General features: G+C 71.8%; 18 protein-coding genes and 1 tRNA gene. 6 read left to right on the top strand and 13 right to left on the bottom strand.

Annotation, left to right across the window (positions count from 1 at the left end; genetic code table 11):
• Nucleotides 1–66 precede the first annotated feature (66 nt).
• The gene (locus ACIBG8_RS38050; protein WP_397348049.1) at nucleotides 67–906 is read left to right on the top strand and encodes a patatin-like phospholipase family protein; all 840 of its coding nucleotides are present in this window, start codon (nucleotides 67–69) and stop codon (nucleotides 904–906) included.
• Here ACIBG8_RS38050 and ACIBG8_RS38045 read toward each other — a convergent pair.
• Nucleotides 903–1,358: a winged helix-turn-helix transcriptional regulator gene (locus ACIBG8_RS38045; protein WP_397348048.1), complete on the bottom strand. Its 456-nt coding sequence runs from the start codon at nucleotides 1,356–1,358 to the stop codon at nucleotides 903–905. The two genes, ACIBG8_RS38050 and ACIBG8_RS38045, sit on opposite strands and share 4 nt — an antisense overlap.
• 82 nt (nucleotides 1,359–1,440) lie before the next feature.
• Here ACIBG8_RS38045 and ACIBG8_RS38040 point away from each other — a divergent pair, with 82 nt between their 5' ends.
• From ACIBG8_RS38040 to ACIBG8_RS38030, 3 genes are all read left to right on the top strand, one after another.
• Nucleotides 1,441–2,034, top strand: a complete 594-nt coding sequence (locus ACIBG8_RS38040; RefSeq protein ID WP_397348047.1) for a dihydrofolate reductase family protein — start codon at nucleotides 1,441–1,443, stop codon at nucleotides 2,032–2,034.
• Nucleotides 2,035–2,037: 3 nt separating this feature from the next.
• Complete coding sequence (locus tag ACIBG8_RS38035) at nucleotides 2,038–2,430, top strand: TIGR03618 family F420-dependent PPOX class oxidoreductase (RefSeq protein WP_397348046.1); 393 nt, start codon at nucleotides 2,038–2,040, stop codon at nucleotides 2,428–2,430.
• Between the two features lie 439 nt (nucleotides 2,431–2,869).
• On the top strand, nucleotides 2,870–4,507 hold the full coding sequence (locus tag ACIBG8_RS38030) for an FAD-dependent oxidoreductase (protein WP_397348045.1): 1,638 nt from the start codon (nucleotides 2,870–2,872) through the stop codon (nucleotides 4,505–4,507).
• On the opposite strand, the gene ACIBG8_RS38025 is transcribed toward ACIBG8_RS38030, so the two are convergent.
• Nucleotides 4,485–5,090, bottom strand: coding sequence for a LysE family translocator (locus tag ACIBG8_RS38025; protein ID WP_397348044.1), 606 nt, complete (start codon nucleotides 5,088–5,090; stop codon nucleotides 4,485–4,487). The two genes, ACIBG8_RS38030 and ACIBG8_RS38025, sit on opposite strands and share 23 nt — an antisense overlap.
• Nucleotides 5,087–5,629: a TetR/AcrR family transcriptional regulator gene (locus ACIBG8_RS38020; RefSeq protein ID WP_397348043.1), complete on the bottom strand. Its 543-nt coding sequence runs from the start codon at nucleotides 5,627–5,629 to the stop codon at nucleotides 5,087–5,089. Before ACIBG8_RS38020 ends, ACIBG8_RS38025 begins: the two co-directional genes overlap by 4 nt.
• A gap of 54 nt (nucleotides 5,630–5,683) precedes the next feature.
• On the opposite strand from ACIBG8_RS38020, the gene ACIBG8_RS38015 reads away from it, so the two are divergent.
• Entirely contained in the window at nucleotides 5,684–6,406 is a 723-nt protein-coding gene (locus ACIBG8_RS38015) for an SDR family NAD(P)-dependent oxidoreductase (RefSeq protein ID WP_397348042.1), read from the top strand.
• Nucleotides 6,407–6,442: 36 nt separating this feature from the next.
• Here the strand turns inward: ACIBG8_RS38015 and ACIBG8_RS38010 are convergent, their stop codons facing one another.
• The 8 genes from ACIBG8_RS38010 to selA all read right to left on the bottom strand — a co-directional run bounded on the left by ACIBG8_RS38010 (nucleotide 6,443) and on the right by selA (nucleotide 12,182).
• Nucleotides 6,443–6,991 carry a hypothetical protein gene (locus tag ACIBG8_RS38010; protein ID WP_397348041.1) on the bottom strand — a complete coding sequence of 183 codons (549 nt, stop codon included), beginning with the start codon at nucleotides 6,989–6,991 and terminating at the stop codon, nucleotides 6,443–6,445.
• 145 nt (nucleotides 6,992–7,136) lie between these two features.
• Nucleotides 7,137–7,499: a hypothetical protein gene (locus tag ACIBG8_RS38005; protein ID WP_397348040.1), complete on the bottom strand. Its 363-nt coding sequence runs from the start codon at nucleotides 7,497–7,499 to the stop codon at nucleotides 7,137–7,139.
• A gap of 28 nt (nucleotides 7,500–7,527) precedes the next feature.
• Nucleotides 7,528–8,070, bottom strand: coding sequence for a hypothetical protein (locus tag ACIBG8_RS38000; RefSeq protein ID WP_397348039.1), 543 nt, complete (start codon nucleotides 8,068–8,070; stop codon nucleotides 7,528–7,530).
• On the bottom strand, nucleotides 8,067–8,612 hold the full coding sequence (locus ACIBG8_RS37995) for a MauE/DoxX family redox-associated membrane protein (RefSeq protein ID WP_397348038.1): 546 nt from the start codon (nucleotides 8,610–8,612) through the stop codon (nucleotides 8,067–8,069). Before ACIBG8_RS37995 ends, ACIBG8_RS38000 begins: the two co-directional genes overlap by 4 nt.
• 63 nt (nucleotides 8,613–8,675) lie before the next feature.
• The gene (selB, locus tag ACIBG8_RS37990; RefSeq protein ID WP_397348037.1) at nucleotides 8,676–10,388 is read right to left on the bottom strand and encodes a selenocysteine-specific translation elongation factor; all 1,713 of its coding nucleotides are present in this window, start codon (nucleotides 10,386–10,388) and stop codon (nucleotides 8,676–8,678) included.
• Nucleotides 10,379–10,792 (bottom strand): rhodanese-like domain-containing protein, encoded by a 414-nt coding sequence (locus ACIBG8_RS37985; RefSeq protein ID WP_397348036.1) that lies wholly within the window; start codon nucleotides 10,790–10,792, stop codon nucleotides 10,379–10,381. The genes selB and ACIBG8_RS37985 overlap by 10 nt, the downstream gene beginning before the upstream one ends.
• A 21-nt stretch (nucleotides 10,793–10,813) precedes the next feature.
• Nucleotides 10,814–10,906 (bottom strand) — tRNA-Sec (locus tag ACIBG8_RS37980).
• A gap of 10 nt (nucleotides 10,907–10,916) precedes the next feature.
• Nucleotides 10,917–12,182, bottom strand: coding sequence for an L-seryl-tRNA(Sec) selenium transferase (gene selA, locus ACIBG8_RS37975; RefSeq protein ID WP_397348035.1), 1,266 nt, complete (start codon nucleotides 12,180–12,182; stop codon nucleotides 10,917–10,919).
• 9 nt (nucleotides 12,183–12,191) lie between these two features.
• On the opposite strand from selA, the gene selD reads away from it, so the two are divergent.
• Nucleotides 12,192–13,181, top strand: coding sequence for a selenide, water dikinase SelD (selD, locus tag ACIBG8_RS37970; RefSeq protein ID WP_397348034.1), 990 nt, complete (start codon nucleotides 12,192–12,194; stop codon nucleotides 13,179–13,181).
• A 138-nt stretch (nucleotides 13,182–13,319) separates the two neighbouring features.
• Here the strand turns inward: selD and ACIBG8_RS37965 are convergent, their stop codons facing one another.
• Nucleotides 13,320–14,279 (bottom strand): quinone oxidoreductase family protein, encoded by a 960-nt coding sequence (locus ACIBG8_RS37965; RefSeq protein ID WP_397348033.1) that lies wholly within the window; start codon nucleotides 14,277–14,279, stop codon nucleotides 13,320–13,322.
• Nucleotides 14,280–14,403: 124 nt separating this feature from the next.
• Nucleotides 14,404–16,731 carry an ATP-binding cassette domain-containing protein gene (locus ACIBG8_RS37960; RefSeq protein WP_397348032.1) on the bottom strand — a complete coding sequence of 776 codons (2,328 nt, stop codon included), beginning with the start codon at nucleotides 16,729–16,731 and terminating at the stop codon, nucleotides 14,404–14,406.
• Nucleotides 16,732–16,770: the final 39 nt, after the last annotated feature.

The raw sequence follows: 16,770 nt of genomic DNA, 5'->3' as shown, positions 1-16,770 counted from the left end.
CTTTCGTGGCTCGTTCGGGAGTCAACCACCGCTCTGGCGTAGCCGGCAATCGAATATCTTCGAGGCATGGCTGAGGCATTGGTACTGGGCGGCGGCGGTGTCGCCGGGATCGCGTGGCTGACCGGACTCCTGGCGGGTCTTTCCGACGCGGGCCAGGACGTGACGGGCGCCGACGTGATCGTGGGCACGTCGGCGGGTTCGACCGTGGCGGCGCAGCTGGGCAGCGGGCTGAGCCTGGAGGAGCTGTTCGCCCGCCAGGTCGACCCGGCGCTGCAGGCGGCGGAGATCATGGCGGAGGTCGATCTGGCGAGCTTCGGCGCGCAGGCGGGCGCGCTGCTGCAGGGCGCGTCCGGCTTCGCGGACATCCGGCGCAGGCTGGGCGGGTTCGCGCTCGCCGCGGACACCGTGTCCGAGCCGGAGCGGCGCGCGGTGATCGAGTCGCGGCTGCCGTCGCACGAGTGGCCGGCGCGGGCGTTGAAGATCGTCGCGGTGGACGCGGAGAGCGGTGAGCCGCGCGTCTTCGACAACGCGTCGGGCGTGAGCCTGGTGGACGCGGTGACGGCGAGCTGCGCCGTACCCGGGGTGTGGCCGCCGGTGACCATCGACGGGCGGCGGTACGTGGACGGCGGGGTGCGCGACGGCAACAACGCCGACCTCGCCGCCGGGGCTCGGCGGGTGCTGGTGATCTCCCCGATGCCGACCGACGCCGCCCTGCTGCCCACCGAGAAGCCCCTGGCCGACGCGGTCGCCGACCTGCGGGCCTCTGGCGCTGAGGTGGCGATCGTGGAGCCGGACGCGGCGTCGCTGGCGACGTTCGGCACCAACCCGCTCGACCCCTCCACCCGCCTCCCCGCCGCCGAGGCGGGCCGCGCCCAGGGCCGCGCTCTCAAGCTCTCCTGGTCCTAGGATCCCTGGCTGCCGGGGCCTTCCAGCAGGTCGACGTCGCCCGCGTGCATGGGTTCGCCGCAGTGGGCGCACCGCAGGTCGACGTGGCTGATCTCGCCGCACGCGTGATGGCGGTAGAGCACGGGAGGCCCCGCCTCCCCGGCTAGCCATTTGTCGCCCCACCTGGTCATGACCATGAGCATGTCGACCAGCTCGGCGCCCTTCTCCGTCAGGTGGTACTCGTACCGCGGCCGCTGGTCGTAGGGGCGGCGGTCGAGCACGCCCTGGTCGACCAGGTGGTTGAGCCGCTCGGTCAGCACCTTTCTCGAGATCCCGAGGTCGGCCTGGATCTGGTCGAACCTGCTCATGCCCACCCACACGTCACGCAGGATCAGCGGCGACCAGGGCTCCCCGATCACGTCGAGGGTGCGGGCGATGGAGCAGGCCATCTCGGTGAACTGCGTGCGTTGCATGGCATCAGTCTACCGCTTGGGGTTCCCTGAAGAAACTCCACGTGCTACGGTCTCCTTAAGGAACCCCAAAAGGAGTGTGACGATGAGCAAGGTCATCAGCGCCCACGCGGTGTCGGTCGACGGATACATCACCGGACGTGACCCGGGTGCCGGGCGCGGGCTCGGCGACGGGTCGATGCTCTTCGACTGGTACTTCAGCGGGGAGACACCCAGCCAGGTGTTCGACGGGTTCCGGCTCAGCGAGGCCAGCGCCCCGGTCTTCGACAGCCTCGCCGCCCGCGTCGGCGCGGTCGTGGCGGGGCGCAACACCTACGAGGACTCGGAGCACTTCGGCGGCGGGAGCCCGCACCCGGCGGCCAAGCTCGTCGTCCTCAGCCACCGGGCGGCGCCGGAGATCACCGAACGGCAGACGCTCGTCACCACCGGCATCGCGGACGCGATAGCGGCGGCCCGTGAAGCTGCCGACGGCAAGGACGTCGGGCTCATGGGCGGCGGGGTCGTGACGGCGGCGCTCGAGGCGGGGCTGGTCGACGAGGTGATCCTGCACCAGGTGCCGGTCCTGCTCGGCGCTGGCCGGCCGTTCTTCCAGTCGCTTCCCGGGCAGGTACGGCTCCGCCTCGTCGAGGCCGTTCCCGCGCCCGGCGTCACGCACCTCCACTACGCAGTCGAGAACTAGGAGATGACCATCATGCTGAACCCCACCGTGCGCCGCGCTCTCGACGGCACCTCGATCGCCCACCTCGCCAGCGTCCTGCCCGACGGCGCTCCCCACGCTGTCCCTGTGTGGGTCGGCACGTACGGCGAGCGCATCGTGATCCTCACCGGGCCTGAGTCGCGTAAGGCGCGTAATCTGCGGCGGGATCCGCGGGTCGCGCTGTCGCTGGCGCCGGTGGACAACCCGTTCGAGCCGGTCATCATCCGGGGGCGGGTGGTGGAGTGGCTCGACGGGGACGCGGGGTGGGCGATCGTCGACGAGCTGGCGCAGAAGTACATCGGCCAGCCGTACACGCGAGACGTGGACCGCGTCGTCGCCGTCATCGACCCGGAACACCAGACCGTGGGCGTCTCCTGACCGGCCCGCACAGGCGAACCCCCCGCCCCCGCCCCCGCCCCCGCCCCCGCCCCCAAGACCCCAAGACCCCAAGACTCCCTGAGGCCCCAAGGGGCGGAGGTCAAAGGAGTGGAGGGGTGGGAGGGGTGGGAGGGGTGAAGGGCATCCTTCTCCTCTCGTCGCCCCCCAAAGCGCCCCGCCCCCAAAGCGCCCCGCCCCCAAAGCGCCCCGCCCCCAAAGCGCCCCACCCCCCCAAAGCGCCCCACCCCCCCAAAGCGCCCCACCCCCCCAAAGCGCCCCACCCCCCCGAAGCGCCCCACCCCCCGGAGCGCCCCCCGCCCCCGAAGCCCCCCCCGCCCCCGAAGCGCCTCCCACTCGACCCTTCGTCCTTCTCTCTGTGGGTGGCGTAGAGTGGGGGTGAGACAGAGGTGTCTCGTTGTGAGATAGGGAAGGCTCGCCGATGCGTTGGGATCACAGCTATGACGTCGTAGTCGTCGGATCCGGCGCCGCCGGACTCGCGGCGGCGCTCACCGCGAGGCTGCGCGGCCTCACCGCGCTCGTCGTCGAGAAGACCGCCTCCTACGGCGGCTCCAGCGCCCTCTCCGGCGGCGCCATCTGGGTCCCCGGCAACCTCTACCTCGACGGCACCGCCCTGCGCGACAGCCGCGAGGACGCCAGGACCTACCTCAAGGCGACCGTCGGCGACCGCGTCCCCGAGGAGCGCCGCGAGGCATACCTGGAACGCGGCCCGGAAATGGTCCGCTTCCTGCACGACAACACCAGGCACGTGCGCTTCGAGTACACGCCCGGCTACGCCGACTACTTCCCCGAGGCCCCAGGCGGCAAGCCGCTGGGCCGTTCCGTGGAGCCGTCGCTGTTCGACCTGCGCAAACTCGGCTCGCTCCGCAAGACCATGCGCAGAGCCGAGCTCCCGACCTACGGCATGGTGATGAACTCCCGCGAGTTCCACAAGGTCAACATGATCATGCGTACCTGGCGCGGCAAGCGCATGGCGCTCAAGATCGGCCTCCGCGCGATCTCCTCGCTGATCACCGGCGCCCGCTGGTCCTCGCTGGGCGAGGCGCTGGTCGGCAGGCTACGGCTGTCGCTGGCCGAGGCGGGCGGCGAGGTGTGGGTGAACACCCCGTTCGAGGATCTCGTCGTCGAGGACGGCAGGGTCGTCGGGATCAGGGCGGCGGGCAAGAACATCAGGGCCACCGGCGGCGTGATCCTGGCAGCCGGCGGGTTCTCGCACAGCCAGAAGCTGCGCGAGGAATACCTGCCGAAGCCGACCGACGCGTCCTGGACCTCGGCCGCGCCCGGTCAGACCGGCGACGTGATCGGCGCGGCACTGAAGGCGGGCGCGGCGCTCGACCTCATGGACCGGGTGTGGGGCATGCCGACGGCGGTCCCGCCGGGGGAGAAGCCGGTCTTCCTGGTCACCGACCGCGCCGTGCCCGGCATGATCGTCGTGGACTCGCGCGGCGACAGGTTCGTCAACGAGGCCGTGCCGTACCACCTGTTCGTGGACACGATGTACGCCAAGGACGCGGTGCACTCCTGGATGATCATCGACCAGCGCACCAAGAACCGGCACATCATGCTCAACCACTTCCCCGGCCAGCCGTTCAAGAAGGCGTGGCTGACGTCCGGATTCATCAAGAAGGCCCCGACCATCGACGGCCTCGCCGTACAAATGGGGATAAATCCGGAAAAGCTGAACGCGACCGTCGCCCGGTTCAACGGGTTCGTCGACAGGGACGAGGACTTCGGGCGCGGGGACAGCGCCTACGACCGCTACTACGGCGACCCGACGCTGAGGAATCCCAACCTCGCCCCGCTGGAGAAGGGTCCGTTCTACGCGATCCCCATCGTCCCCGGCGACATCGGCACCAAGGGCGGCATGGTCACCGACGTGGACGCCCGCGTCCTGCGCGCCGACGGCACCCCGATCGAGGGCCTGTACGCATCAGGGAACGTCTCCGCCGCCGTCATGGGCGAGACCTACCCCGGCCCGGGCGCCACGCTCGGCCCCGCGATGACCTTCGGGTACGTCGCGGCCACCCACATCGCCGTCAGTCCTGCACCGCGAGCCTGATGCCGAACCCGACGATCACCATCCCGGTCACCCGGTCCAGCCACCGGCGTACCGAGGGCTTGCGCAGAGCATTGCCGACCAGGGCGGTGAAGGCGATCAGCACCGCGCTCCACAGCAGCCCCTCGGCCACGTGCACGCTCGCCAGCAGCAGCCCCATGGCCGCGTGCGGCGCGTCCGCCGGGATGAACTGCGGCAGCACGGCCACGTAGAAGGCGCCCACCTTGGGGTTGAGCAGGTTCGTCGTCAGCCCGCGCCGGAAGCCCACCAGGAAACCGCCCTCCTGCGCCTCGACCGAGGAGGAGGACCCGCGCAGGAGCAGCATGCGCACACCCATCCACACCAGGTACGCCACCCCCGCCCACCGCAGGATCTCGTAGGCGACCTGCGAGGCGGCGAGCAGCGTGGACAGCCCCACGGCCGCCACCACGCCCCAGGACAGCGTGCCCGCCTGGATCCCGGCCACCACGCCCCAGGCGGGCCGCCTGCCCGAGATGAGCGACGTGCGCAGGATGAGCGCGGTGTCCAGCCCTGGGGTGAGGGTCAGCAACCCGACCATCACCGCGAAACCTAAGATCCCGTTCACGCCCGAGCCCCCTCCAGATACAGCTTCACGATGATGTCGGTGGCGTCCTCGATGCCCAGCTCCGACAGCGGCGGCACGCTGAGCGCGCCGATGATGAGTGAACCATGCAGCGCAGCGAGATGATCGGCCGCCAGGTCGCCGCGCAGCAGCCCGTCGGCCTGTCCCCGCGTGGCCAGGGCGCGCAGCCGTACGCCGACCTCTTCCTCCTCGGGCCACAGCTGCGGCCGGTGGCTGCTCACCACCCAGAACTCCCTGCCGGTGGTCAGCAGCGCCCTGGTCAGCCTGGTGATGGCGGTGGTCACGGGCACGTCGTCGATGCGCGCGTCGTCGAGCACGCGGATGGACTCCTCAGCGGCGAACCTGCCCAGTTCGAGGAGGAGGTCCTCGCGGTTGGCGAAGTGGCGGTAGAGCGTGGCCCTGCCGACGCCGGCGGCGGCGGCGATGTCGGCCATCCCGGCCCGCTCGTGGGTGCGCAGCGCGGTGGCCGCCGCGCGGAGGATCGCGTCGCGGGTCCTGGCCATGGAATCGGTGGTGGTCATCAGTGGTTATCTTAGACGAGACATCGGTGTCTCACTGAAAGACAGGAAAGAGTCATGGAGCGTTTCGCGGGCAAGAAGGTACTCCTCACGGGGGCGGCGACCGGCATCGGGCGGGCCACGGCGCTGCGCCTGGCCGACGAGGGCGCCACCGTCTTCGCCGTGGACCGCAACGCGGAGGGCCTGGCCGACCTGCCGACGAAGACCTGGGTGGCCGACGTCTCCGACGAGCAGTCGGTGAAGGACGCCGTGCGAGCGGCAGCGGACGTGATGGGCGGCATCGACGTGCTCGTCAACGTCGCGGGCATCCACAAGACGACGCCGCTGGCCACGCTGACGCTGGCCGACTTCCAGCGGCTGCTGGACGTCAACCTGCTTGGCACGTTCCTGTTCTGCCGCGAGGCCATGCCGTACCTCAGGGAGGCCAAGGGCGTCGTGATCAACACCGCGTCGACCTCGGCGACCCACGCCCATCCGTTCATGACGGCGTATGCCGCCTCCAAGGGCGCCGTGCTGGCGTTCTCGATCAGCCTGGCGGCCGAGGTGGCTGCGGACGGCGTGCGGGTCGTGGCGATCTCGCCCGGTGGTGTCGTGACCCCGCTGATGACGAGCGTGAGCTTCCCCGAGGGCGTCGACGCGTCCTTCTACGGGCGGATCATGCCGCAGGTCGGCTTCGGTGAGCCGGAGGCGATCGCGGGCACCATCGCCTTCGCCGCATCGTCCGACGGCGCCTACCTGACCGGCGTGGAGCTCCGCGTGGACGGCGGCTCGCACGTCTGAGGGTACGGCGGGCAGCACGTGCTGCCCGCCGTACGCCTATCCGAGGAACACCGTCGCCAGCACCCCGGCGAACGCGAGCGTGAGCAGCGCGAACGCGTAGGCGCGCACCGCCTTCTCCCTGTCCATGAGCCACTCCATCAGCCAGATCGGCTCGGCCTTGACCTCCTGGTCCTTCGACGGCGGCACGACGGCCACCATCACGGCGGAGGGCAGGGTGAAGCCGAGCGCGTAGAAGAGGCCCGCCCACCAGGGCACCAGCCCGAACAGCGTCACGCCGAGAGCCGCCCACGTCAGCGACGTGACGCGGAACGTGGTCACGACGAGCCCGGTATCGAGTCCCCACAGGAACGCGCCCCTGGCAGGACCGAACCGGGCGAAGTGCGAACGTGGTGTCTGCCGCCGCAGCATGGGCGTGCGGAGGCCGAACTTCCCGGAGTCGATGGCCATGCAGGCGAGCAGCACGGCGCAGGCGGCGATCCTGGGACCCGTTCCGCGCAGTCCGCTGCCGATGAGATGGACCAGTCCGTACATCGTGACGGCGGAGACGGCGAAGCCGATCGCCAGCGCGAGGAGGGGCCGGTACACGGCCTTCTCCCCGGGTACTCTCCCCTGAACCAGGGGGCGGAGATATCCGACGAAGGAGAGGCCTCAAAAGCTGAAGAGCTGCGCGAAGCCCGCACTCGCGATGAGAACGAGCAACGCGATGGTCAGCCAGGTGTCCAGGGTCACGTCAGCAGCGGTTGGCGCTGACGACCCAGCCGGCGGAGCAGTAGACCGGGCCGTCGCCGCAGGTGGCGCCCTGGGTGCACTCGCCGCACGCATACTTGCGCTGCCAGGGGGCTGTGCCACTGCAGCAGGTCCAGACCTTCATGGTGTAGCCGGGCGGGCAGTAGTACTGCGCGCTGGCGTTCTTCGGGCACCACAGGTCGGGGAGGGCGAGCTTGCAGCAGTTCCAGTTGGGCTCGACCGCGTGGCTTGCCCTGGCCGTCGCCGTCATCCCGGCGACCGTGCCGACGGCGCCGATCCCGATCTTGCTCATCCAGCCGATGAAGCCCCGGCGGTTGGACCTCGGCATGTCCGAGATCTTGTCCATGTGCTGCCTTTCTGGTTTGGGGGGTGGCTCAGCGCTTCCCGGTCAGGGAGAAGGAGTAGGCGACGGGGACCGCCGCGTACATCTGCCTGATCGTCGGCACCGTGTGGGCCCGCGTCAGCTTCCCCTCGGCGATGTGGAGGGCGACGGGCGTGAGGTCGAGGCCGATGCTGTTGACGATCTTCTCGCCCTCGTCGAGGAGGACCCGCTCGCCGTGCAGCTCGAACTCGGTGACGAACTCGCTGCCGTCCCCGGTCACCGGGACGACCACGACCCACATCGAAGGGGGCACCGCGCCACCGCGCAGCGCCGAGGCGAGGTTGCGGCACGTCTCGCACTTGTTGGAGACGAACAGCACCATGGCCTGTCCTGCCTGGTCCAGTACGGCCGGCAGGCCGAATCGGCTCGGGCTCGCGCCCTCCAGCGAGCCCAGCTCCACCGGGGTGGGCTTGTCCTCCATGTCGAGATAGCCGCGGATCTGCTTGACCTGTTCGAAAAGCTCGACCTGGGCGCCGATCTGCAGGAACAGCCCCACGGCCAGCAGGCAGACCACCACGAGCAGTACCGTCGTCATGCGGCGGGCACCTCCTTGGGTTCAGGGATGACCAGGCGGTCACCGCGCAGCACTCGCCAGAGCCTTACTTCGGCGAGCAGTTTCCAGGCGACCAGCACCAGCAGGAGGCCCGCCAGCCCGGCCAGCCCCTCGTCGACGCTCCACGCGGGCGAGGCGTACTCGGCCAGAGCCGCCAGCCCGAGCCAGAGCGGCAGGTACATGACCTGACGCCACCCGAGCACGGCCCGGCCGCCGCCGAAGCATCCGCACCGGATCTTCTCCTTGACCCCGAGCGCCCGGATTCCGGCCCCGGCGAAACACAGCGCCAGAAGCGCGATGAGCACGCGCGGCCAGGTCTGCCCGGGAAGGACGGTCAGGCCCACGACGGCGAGGAGTTCCGCGCCGATCACGAGCAGGGTCGCCGGTCGCGCCGCGGCGCCCGGCCCCAGCTTGGCGATGGTCTGCGTGAGGTCGCGGTGAGTGAGGATCTTCGACAGGGCCGCGACGAGGAAGATGGCGACGAGCGCACCCTGCCCGACGACGCCCGCGGTGCTGCTCGTCATGATCGGCAAGGTAAGTGAACGTCCGAAAACCAGCAATACCGTGAAAGGAATGGCCCTGTTTCGTCAGGGGGTGCAGCTCCGTGACTCGTTGTCGTGGCGCTTGGTACGGCCCAGCCGATCGAGCAACTCCAGCAGTGGCACGGCGATCCGGCGCGTGGTGTCCAGCGCCACCCTGGCCTGGCTGACGGTGAACGGCGCCGGGAGCTCGCGCAGGTGCTTCACGGCCTGATCGACGGCGTCGGGGAGCAGGACCACGCCGTCGGCGATCACCAGCACGGACCCGGCCCGCTGCAGCGCGGCGAGGTCCCGGCGGGCCAGGCCGAGCTCCGCCAGCCGCTCCGCGCTGGGGGCCCGGAAGGGGTTCCCCGCGAGGTCGTCGTGCAGCAGGGTGACCGCTTTGAGCAGGCGCGGAGTCAGCGGGCCATGCTCCGGGGTGCGGATCACCCCGGCCTCGACGACCAGCGGCTCGGCGACCAGCGCGGCGGTGAGGCGGCGGTCCGGCAGGCCGAGCAGCCTGGTGGCCGCCTCGACGGTCAGCGGCCCGCGCGCCACCGCCTCTCCCAGCGCCTTCCCGAGTCCCGCCCAGTGAGCAGGATCGGCGTGCCATCCGCCGGGCAGCGCCGTGGCCGGTACGGCGACGCCCATCCTGGCGAGGTCGGCGCCGCTGAGCAGCCCGTGCCACCGCAGCAGATCCGCCGCGACGGGAAGGGCCTCGACAGCGGAGAGAGCCGCGCCCCGGGCGGCTGCGGCCCCGCGCCGCTCCAGGGCGGGTGGGCGTACGTCGAGGACGAGCACGCCGGCGCGCACCGCGGGACGGCTGGGATCGCGCAGCAGCGCCCGGTCACCCACCCGCAGCGGCAGCGCCCTGGCGAACGTCAGCCGGGCCGTCGAAGGGCCGAGCGGCCTGACCCGGGCGGGCACGGCGGCGGACCCGAGGTGCAGCACGACGTCCCCCTTGGGCGGCTCGCCGGGCGAGAGCCGGACGTCGGCCGTCGTCGTGAGCAGCCACGCGTCCGGGGTCAGCAGCGCCGTCCCGCGCGTCACGGGGGAGGGGCCGCGCAGGTTGACGGCGACGCGGGCGGTGGCGGGCACCTCGGTCTGGCTCAGGCCGAGCGACTGCAACCCGCGCACCTGCATGGCCGAGCCGTCCACGTGCAGCGTGTCGCCCACCCGCAGGGTGCCCGCTCCCAGCGTGCCGGTGACGACGAGCCCGGCGCCCTTCACGGTGAACGCCCGGTCCACCCAGAACCGCACCGGCCCGTCCACCGGCGGAGCCGGCACCTCTGAGGACAGCCGGTCGAGCGCCGCGACCAGCGCGGGCAGGCCCTCGCCCGTCGTCCCGCTGACGGCCAGCGCGGGCACGTCGGCCAGCCCCGTGCCACGCAGAGCGGCACGCGCCTCGGCGAGCGCGCCGGCAGGATCGGCCAGGTCGGCGCGGGTGATCACCAGCAGGCCGTGCCGTACGCCGAGGGCGTCGAGCGCGGCCAGGTGCTCGCCCGACTGCACGCGCCAGCCCTCGTCGGCCGCGACCACGATCATGGCGGCCGGGCACGACCCCACCCCGGCCAGCATGTTGGTGACGAACCGCTCGTGCCCCGGCACGTCGACGAACGCCACGGTGCGCCCCGACGGCAGCGCGGACCAGGCGAAGCCCAGGTCGATGGTCATGCCCCGGCGGCGCTCCTCGGCCCACCTGTCGGGCTCCATCCCGGTCAGCGCGCGGACCAGCGTCGACTTGCCGTGGTCGACGTGACCGGCGGTGGCGATCACGAGCACGGCGCCAGCCGGGGGCTCGTCGGCCAGGCGGGCCGCTCGACCGGCAGCCCGGCGGCGCGCCAGGACTGGAACCCGCCGATCACGTCCGTGGCGCGGGTCAGGCCGAGCTGACGCAGCGACCAGGCGGCCAGGCTGGAGGAGTAGCCCTCGTCGCACAGCACGATCCACTGGACGCCGGGTAAGGCCTCGGGGATGCGCGCCGACGAGCGCGGGTCGAGCCGCCACTCCAGGTGGTTGCGCTCGACCACGATCGTGCCCGGCACCTCGCCGTCGCGCCGCCGCTGGAACTCGGGCCTGGTGTCGACGATGAGGGTGTCCCGCGCCCGGCAGGCCTCGAACGCCTCCAGCGGGCTGAGGCGGCGCATCCCCTCACGCGCCCGGTTCAGCAGGTCGTCGACGCCCATCCAACCCCCCGATCGGAGTAGCGGAGACGGACGGGAATCGAACCCGCCGCGCCGAGATACTCGGCGCCACCGGTTTTGAAGACCGGGAGGGCCACCAGACTCCTTGACGTCTCCGCAGGCGATCCTAACGGCCAAGATCGCTGAGCAGAAGAAGGAGATCGTCGTCTTCCTCCGGCAGCACGGTCCTGAGGTCGAGGAGCAGCCGCCCGCCCTCGATCCGGCCCAGCACCGCCGGGTCGCCCAGCCGCAACGGCTCGGCCAGCCGTTCGGGCAGCGAGACGGCCACGCTGCCCAGGCCGACCCCCGGGGCCCCGCCGCCGCCGACCGTGGCCGTGGAGGGTACGGCCTCCGCGTCGGCGAGCCGGGTCACCAGGGCCTTGGCCCGCTGCCACAGCTCCGCCTCGTCGGCGTGCAGGATCTCGTGCGTCGGGGTGGGGGCGGACAGGGTGGCCTCCAGCGCGGCGAGCGTGAGCTTGTCCACCCGCAGCGCCCTGGCCAGCGGGTGCCTGCGCAGCCGTTCGACCAGGTCGGCCCGGCCCAGCAGGAGGCCGCACTGCGGGCCGCCGAGGAGCTTGTCGCCGCTGGCCGTCACCAGGTCGGCGCCCTGGGCGAGCCAGGTCGCCGCGTCCGGCTCGTCGGGCAGCAGCGGCTCAGGCGCGAGGAGCCCGGAGCCCGCGTCCGCCACCAGCGGGACCCCGCGATCGGCCAGCTCGGGGATGCCCGGCGTGTGGGTGAAGCCCTCGATGCGGTAGTTGGACGGGTGCACCTTGAGCACGAACCCGGTCTCCGGCCCGATCGCGTCCAGGTAGTCGGCGACTCTCGTGCGGTTGGTGGTGCCCACCTCGCGCAGCCGGGCGCCGGTCGAGGCCAGCAGGTCGGGCAGGCGGAACCCGTCGCCGATCTCGACCAGCTCGCCCCTGCTCACCACGATCTCGCGCCCCTGCGCCAGCGCCGTGGCGGCCAGGACGAGCGCGGCCGCGTTGTTGTTGACCACGTGGACCGCCTCGGCGGCGGGCACTGCCGCGGCGAGGGCGGCCATCGCGTCCCTGCCCCGCCTGCCGCGCCGCCCGGTCGCCAGGTCCAGCTCGACGTCCGTCACCCCGGCGGCCACCTCCACCGCGGCCAGCGCCCTGGCGGACAGCCTGGCTCGGCCGAGGTTGGTGTGGAGGAGCACGCCGGTGGCGTTGATCACCCTGCGGGTGCCACGGAGGCTCTTGAGCACCGCGCTCACGACCTCGCCCGGAGTGATCGTGCCCGCCCTGGCCTGGTCCTGCGCCTCGTGCACCGCGGCCTTCACCCGCTCCCGGCCCAGCCGCCCGACCGCGTCGGCGAGCAGGGGGTCGGACAGTACGGCATCGGTCCGGGGGACGAACCTACGGATATCGGTCATGATGTGATCATGCTGCGATTGACGCAATATGCCCAGGGCGGCGGCTGCGCCTGCAAGATCCCGGCGGCCGACCTCGAGGCCATGCTCGCCGGATTCGGGCACACCCCGCCGAAGAACCCCCTGGGTGAGCTCCTCGTCGGAACCGAGACCGGCGACGACGCCGCCGTGGTCAGCCTTCAGGGTGACACCGCGATCGTCAGCACGGCCGACTTCTTCACGCCCGTGGTCGACGACCCCTACGACTGGGGGCGGATCGCCGCGGCCAACGCGCTCTCCGACGTCTACGCGATGGGCGGCAGGCCGCTGGTCGGGCTCAACCTGCTGGTCTGGCCCAGGGAGGGGCTGCCGTACGAGGTCGCTGCGCGGGTGCTCGAAGGCGGGGCCGAGGTCGCGGCGCTGGCGGGGTGCCACCTGGCGGGCGGGCACAGCGTGAACGGGGAGGAGCCCATGTACGGCGTCGCCGTGACGGGCGTGGCCGACCCGGCGAAGCTGATGCGCAACGACGCGGGGCGAGCCGGGCTGCCGCTCTCCCTGACGAAGCCGATCGGGTCGGGCGTGCTGAACAACAGGCACAAGGCGACGGGCGAGAGCTTCCCGCAGGCCGTCGAGGTGATGACCGCGCTCAACGCGGACGCGTCCGCCGCCGCGCTGGCGGCTGGGGTGCGGTGCGCGACGGACGTGACCGGGTTCGGGCTGCTCGGCCACCTGTACAAGCTCGCGCGGGCCTCGGGCGTGACGGCGGTGGTGGACGCGGCTGCCGTGCCGCTCATCGAGGGGGCTCGCGCGTCCGTGCAGGCGGGGTACGTGCCCGGCGGGTCGCGGCGCAACCTCGACTGGGTGGCGCCCTTCCTGGACGCGGAGGGGGTGCCGGAGGACCTGCTCATCCTGCTGGCCGACGCCCAGACCTCGGGCGGGCTGCTCGTCGCGGGGGAGATCCCGGGCGCGACGGTGATCGGCGAGCTCCGCCCACCCACCGACCACACCGTCATCGTGCGCTGAGAGCTCCTAACAAAGGACCTCCACCAAATCTCCGCCCTCACAGAGATGAATGGTTTCCTCTTGGGGCCCTCACCTTGAGAGCGCCCAAGAACCCCCCAGAGAGGGGACCCTCCCATCTCTGGGGCTCTGTTGGGAGCTCTAGGGGATCAGGAGCAGCTTGCCGGTGGTGCGGCGGGCGGCGAGGTCCTCGTGGGCCTGGGCCGCTTCCGCCATCGGGTAGCGGTGCGAGATGTCGATCCTGAGCTGCCCCGACTCGATCCAGCCGAACACGTCGGCGGCCCTGGCGAGCAGCTCGCCGTGGTCGTCGATGTAGTGGTCCAGCGTGGGCCTGGTGAGGTAGAGCGAGCCCGACTTGTTGAGCCGCTGCGGGTCGAAGGGCGGCACCGGGCCGCTGGCCGCGCCGTACAGGACCATGAGGCCCCGGCGGCGCAGCGAGGCGAGGCTGCCGTCGAAGGTGGCCGCGCCGACCCCGTCGTAGACCACGTCCACGCCGGACGGGACGACCCTCCTGACCGCCTCGGCGAACCCGTCGTAGCGGATCACCTCGTCGGCGCCGAGGGCTCGGGCCAGCTTCTCCTTCTCGTCGCTGGAGACCGTGGTGATCACGTGGGCGCCGCGCAGCTTGGCGAGCTGGATGAGGAGCTGGCCCATGCCGCCCGCGCCGGCGTGGATGAGGACGTTCTCGCCGCGCCGCACCTCGTGGGTGGAGTGGGTGAGGTAGTGGGCGGTCAGTCCCTGCAGCAGGGCGGCGGCGGCCAGGTCCGCCGGCACGTTGTCCGGGACGCGCACGAGGCGCTCGGCCGGGACCAGGGCCTTCTCGGCGTAGCTGCCGAGGATGTTGAGCCAGCCGACCATGTCGCCGGCCCGGAAGTCGTGGACGCCTGGGCCGACGGCGGAGACGCGTCCCGCGCCCTCGGCGCCGAGCGGCGCGGGCATTTCGAGCGGGTAGACGCCCTTGCGGTGGTAGATGTCGATGAAGTTCACCCCGGAGGCGGCGACGTCGACCACCACCTCACCGGGGCCGGGCACCGGATCGGGGTGCTCCTTGTACTCCAGGACCTCTGGGCCGCCGTGCTCGGCGATAACGATTGCGCGCATACCTCGGCAACCAGCTTTCGCTGATCGTTAATTCCTTCTGTTACGGCGGAGCCGTGGGATCGCCACCCGCCGCCGTGGGCGCGCGGCCTCTCCCACGGCACGCGGTCTGACGGGCCGATCGCCGTTACATCGTTGTGCCGGGCCGGTAAGTGGTCAGGGAGCCGCTCTCCATCGCCACCCACACCGCTCCGTCGGGGCCGAGGGTCAGGCCGTGCGGCTCCTCGCCAGGGAGGTCGTGCTCGGTGATCTCGCCGTCCAAGGTGATGTGGCCCAGCTTGCAGGCGGCCCATTCGGTGAACCACAGGCCGTCCTTCCCGGGGACGATCGCGTGGGGGCGGGCCTCGGGGGTCTTCAGGGGGTACTCGGTGATCTCGCCGTCCACGGTGATGCGGCCGATCTGGCCCGCGCCGATCTCCACGAACCACAAGGCGCCGTCAGGGCCCGCCGTGATGCCGACCGGGGCGGCCGCGTCGGTCGGGAGCCTGTGGATGGTGAACTCGCCGTCCATGGTGATCCTTCCGACGGCGTTCGCGGTGTTCATGGTGAACCACATCGCGTCGTCGGGGCCCCTGGTGATCGCCGACGGCATCGCGCCCTCGACCGGCACGTCGTAGGTGGTGACCGCGCCGTCCACGGCGATGCGGGTGATCGTGTTGGACTGGAGCTCGGTGACCCACATCGCGCCGTCCGGCCCCGCCGCTATGCCGTACGGCCCGGCCTCGGGCCGGTCGACGGACGAGATCTCGCCGGACGTGGTGATGCGGCCGACGCGGTGGCCGTGGAACTCGGTGAACCACAGCGCGCCGTCCGGACTCGGCGTGATGACCGTGGGCCCGCCGTCCGCCGGGTCCAGGGGGAACGTCCCGACCGAGCCGTCCACCGTGATCCTGCCGATCGCGCCCGCGTGCACGAGCGTGAACCACAACGCCCCGTCCGGCCCGGTCGTGATGCCGTAGGGGCCGCCCTCGCCCACCTGGAACTGGTTCACGTCGATCCTCTTTCCTCGGAAACGGTCGTTCAGCGCCCGGTCGTGCGACACGACGACGAGCGTGCCCCGGTAGGTGTCGAGCGCCCGCTCCAGCTCCTCCACCAGGGTCAGCGAGAGGTGGTTGGTCGGCTCGTCGAGCAGCAGGGCGTCGTGCTCGCCGGCCAGGAGCCTGGCCAGGGCGAGCCTGCGCCGCTGCCCCTCCGACAGCTCGCCGGTCCTGACGTCGAGCGTCTCAGGCGCGAACAGCCCGGTGGCCAGCAGGGCCCTCCGCTGGTCGTCCTCATACCCCGGCCTGCCCTGCCGGTAGGCGGCGAGCACGGTCAGCGACGGATCGAAGCTCACCTCCTGCGGCAGGTACCCGACCCGGCCACGAGCCCGCGCGGCGAGCCGCCGCAGCACCGTGGACTTGCCCGCGCCGTTGGGCCCGCACAGGAGCACCCGCTCGCCAGAGCCGGATCCGGAGGAGGGGAGGCCCTGGAAACGCAGGGGTTCGGGCGGGCGGGGCACAGGGGCGGCCTCCAGGCGGCGGAGCCGTTCCTGGGTCTGGCGGACGCGACCGGCGATCGAGCTCTGCACCCGGCCCGCGTTCCTGTCGTAGGCCATCTTGTTGTTGTCCCGCATCTCGCGCCCGGCGGCCACCCGGTGCGCGGTGGTCACCGAGAACTCGCGCAGCCTCCCGATCTCCGCCCGCCAGTCGGCGTACGCCTGCTCCCACCGGGCCCGCGCCGAAGCCTTCTCCGCCAGGAACCCCGTGTAGCCCCCGCCGAAGCGGGTGATCGAGCCGCCCTCGACCTCGATGATCGCCATCGCCACCCGGTCGAGGAAGACCCGGTCGTGCGAGACGGTCACCACGGTCCCCCGGTGCTCCAGCAGCCGCTCCTCCAGCCAGGCCAGCGCAGACGCGTCGAGGTGGTTGGTCGGCTCGTCGAGCAGCAGGATCTCCGGCGCCGCCGCCAGCACGCAGGCCAGCCCGAGCCGCGCCTGCTCCCCGCCGGACAGGGTACGCAGGGTCCGGGTGTGCGGCAGGGAACCCAGGCCGAGCCCGTCCAGCGCCCGGTCCACCCGCGCGTCCGCCGTGTAGCCGCCGCGCGCCTCGTAGGCCGTCAGCAGCTCGCCGTACGTCTCCATGTCCTCGGCCTCTGCCGCCGCCTGCATGTCCCGCTCCATCAGGCGGAACTCGGCCAGCGCCGCGTCGATCGCCTGCGCGACCGTGAACGAGCCCGGCAGGCCGAGCGTCTGGCCCAGGTGACCGGCGGACCCGCTGACGGTGACCGTCCCGGCCGTGGGCCGCGACACCCCGGCCATCAGCCGCAGCAGCGTCGACTTGCCGCTGCCGTTCTCGCCGACGATCCCGGCGCGCTCGCCGGGGCTGACGCTCAGGGTGACGTGGTCGAGCACGACCCGCTCGCCGTACGCCATGGTCACGTCCTTGAGGGTGAGCTGTGTGGTCAGAACGAACTCCAATCGCTACTATTGTTGCTTTAAGGACACTAACGCAACTGG

It is taken from the genome of Nonomuraea sp. NPDC050556, assembly GCF_044457355.1.
In the GTDB taxonomy this organism is placed as follows: Bacteria; Actinomycetota; Actinomycetes; order Streptosporangiales; family Streptosporangiaceae; genus Nonomuraea.
Note: the sequence above shows the minus strand (reverse complement) of the source record. Positions and strands in the feature narration are given on the sequence as shown.

Bases quoted from the DNA above. Each gene is read 5' to 3' on its own strand.
- ACIBG8_RS38050 (WP_397348049.1), top strand. From the start codon at position 67: ATGGCTGAGGCATTGGTACTGGGCGGCGGCGGTGTCGCCGGGATCGCG.
- ACIBG8_RS38045 (WP_397348048.1), bottom strand. From the start codon at position 1,358: ATGCAACGCACGCAGTTCACCGAGATGGCCTGCTCCATCGCCCGCACC.
- ACIBG8_RS38040 (WP_397348047.1), top strand. From the start codon at position 1,441: ATGAGCAAGGTCATCAGCGCCCACGCGGTGTCGGTCGACGGATACATC.
- ACIBG8_RS38035 (WP_397348046.1), top strand. From the start codon at position 2,038: ATGACCATCATGCTGAACCCCACCGTGCGCCGCGCTCTCGACGGCACC.
- ACIBG8_RS38030 (WP_397348045.1), top strand. From the start codon at position 2,870: ATGCGTTGGGATCACAGCTATGACGTCGTAGTCGTCGGATCCGGCGCC.
- ACIBG8_RS38020 (WP_397348043.1), bottom strand. From the start codon at position 5,629: ATGACCACCACCGATTCCATGGCCAGGACCCGCGACGCGATCCTCCGC.
- ACIBG8_RS38015 (WP_397348042.1), top strand. From the start codon at position 5,684: ATGGAGCGTTTCGCGGGCAAGAAGGTACTCCTCACGGGGGCGGCGACC.
- ACIBG8_RS38005 (WP_397348040.1), bottom strand. From the start codon at position 7,499: ATGGACAAGATCTCGGACATGCCGAGGTCCAACCGCCGGGGCTTCATC.
- ACIBG8_RS38000 (WP_397348039.1), bottom strand. From the start codon at position 8,070: ATGACGACGGTACTGCTCGTGGTGGTCTGCCTGCTGGCCGTGGGGCTG.
- ACIBG8_RS37995 (WP_397348038.1), bottom strand. From the start codon at position 8,612: ATGACGAGCAGCACCGCGGGCGTCGTCGGGCAGGGTGCGCTCGTCGCC.
- ACIBG8_RS37985 (WP_397348036.1), bottom strand. From the start codon at position 10,792: ATGGGCGTCGACGACCTGCTGAACCGGGCGCGTGAGGGGATGCGCCGC.
- selA (WP_397348035.1), bottom strand. From the start codon at position 12,182: ATGACCGATATCCGTAGGTTCGTCCCCCGGACCGATGCCGTACTGTCC.
- selD (WP_397348034.1), top strand. From the start codon at position 12,192: ATGCTGCGATTGACGCAATATGCCCAGGGCGGCGGCTGCGCCTGCAAG.
- ACIBG8_RS37965 (WP_397348033.1), bottom strand. From the start codon at position 14,279: ATGCGCGCAATCGTTATCGCCGAGCACGGCGGCCCAGAGGTCCTGGAG.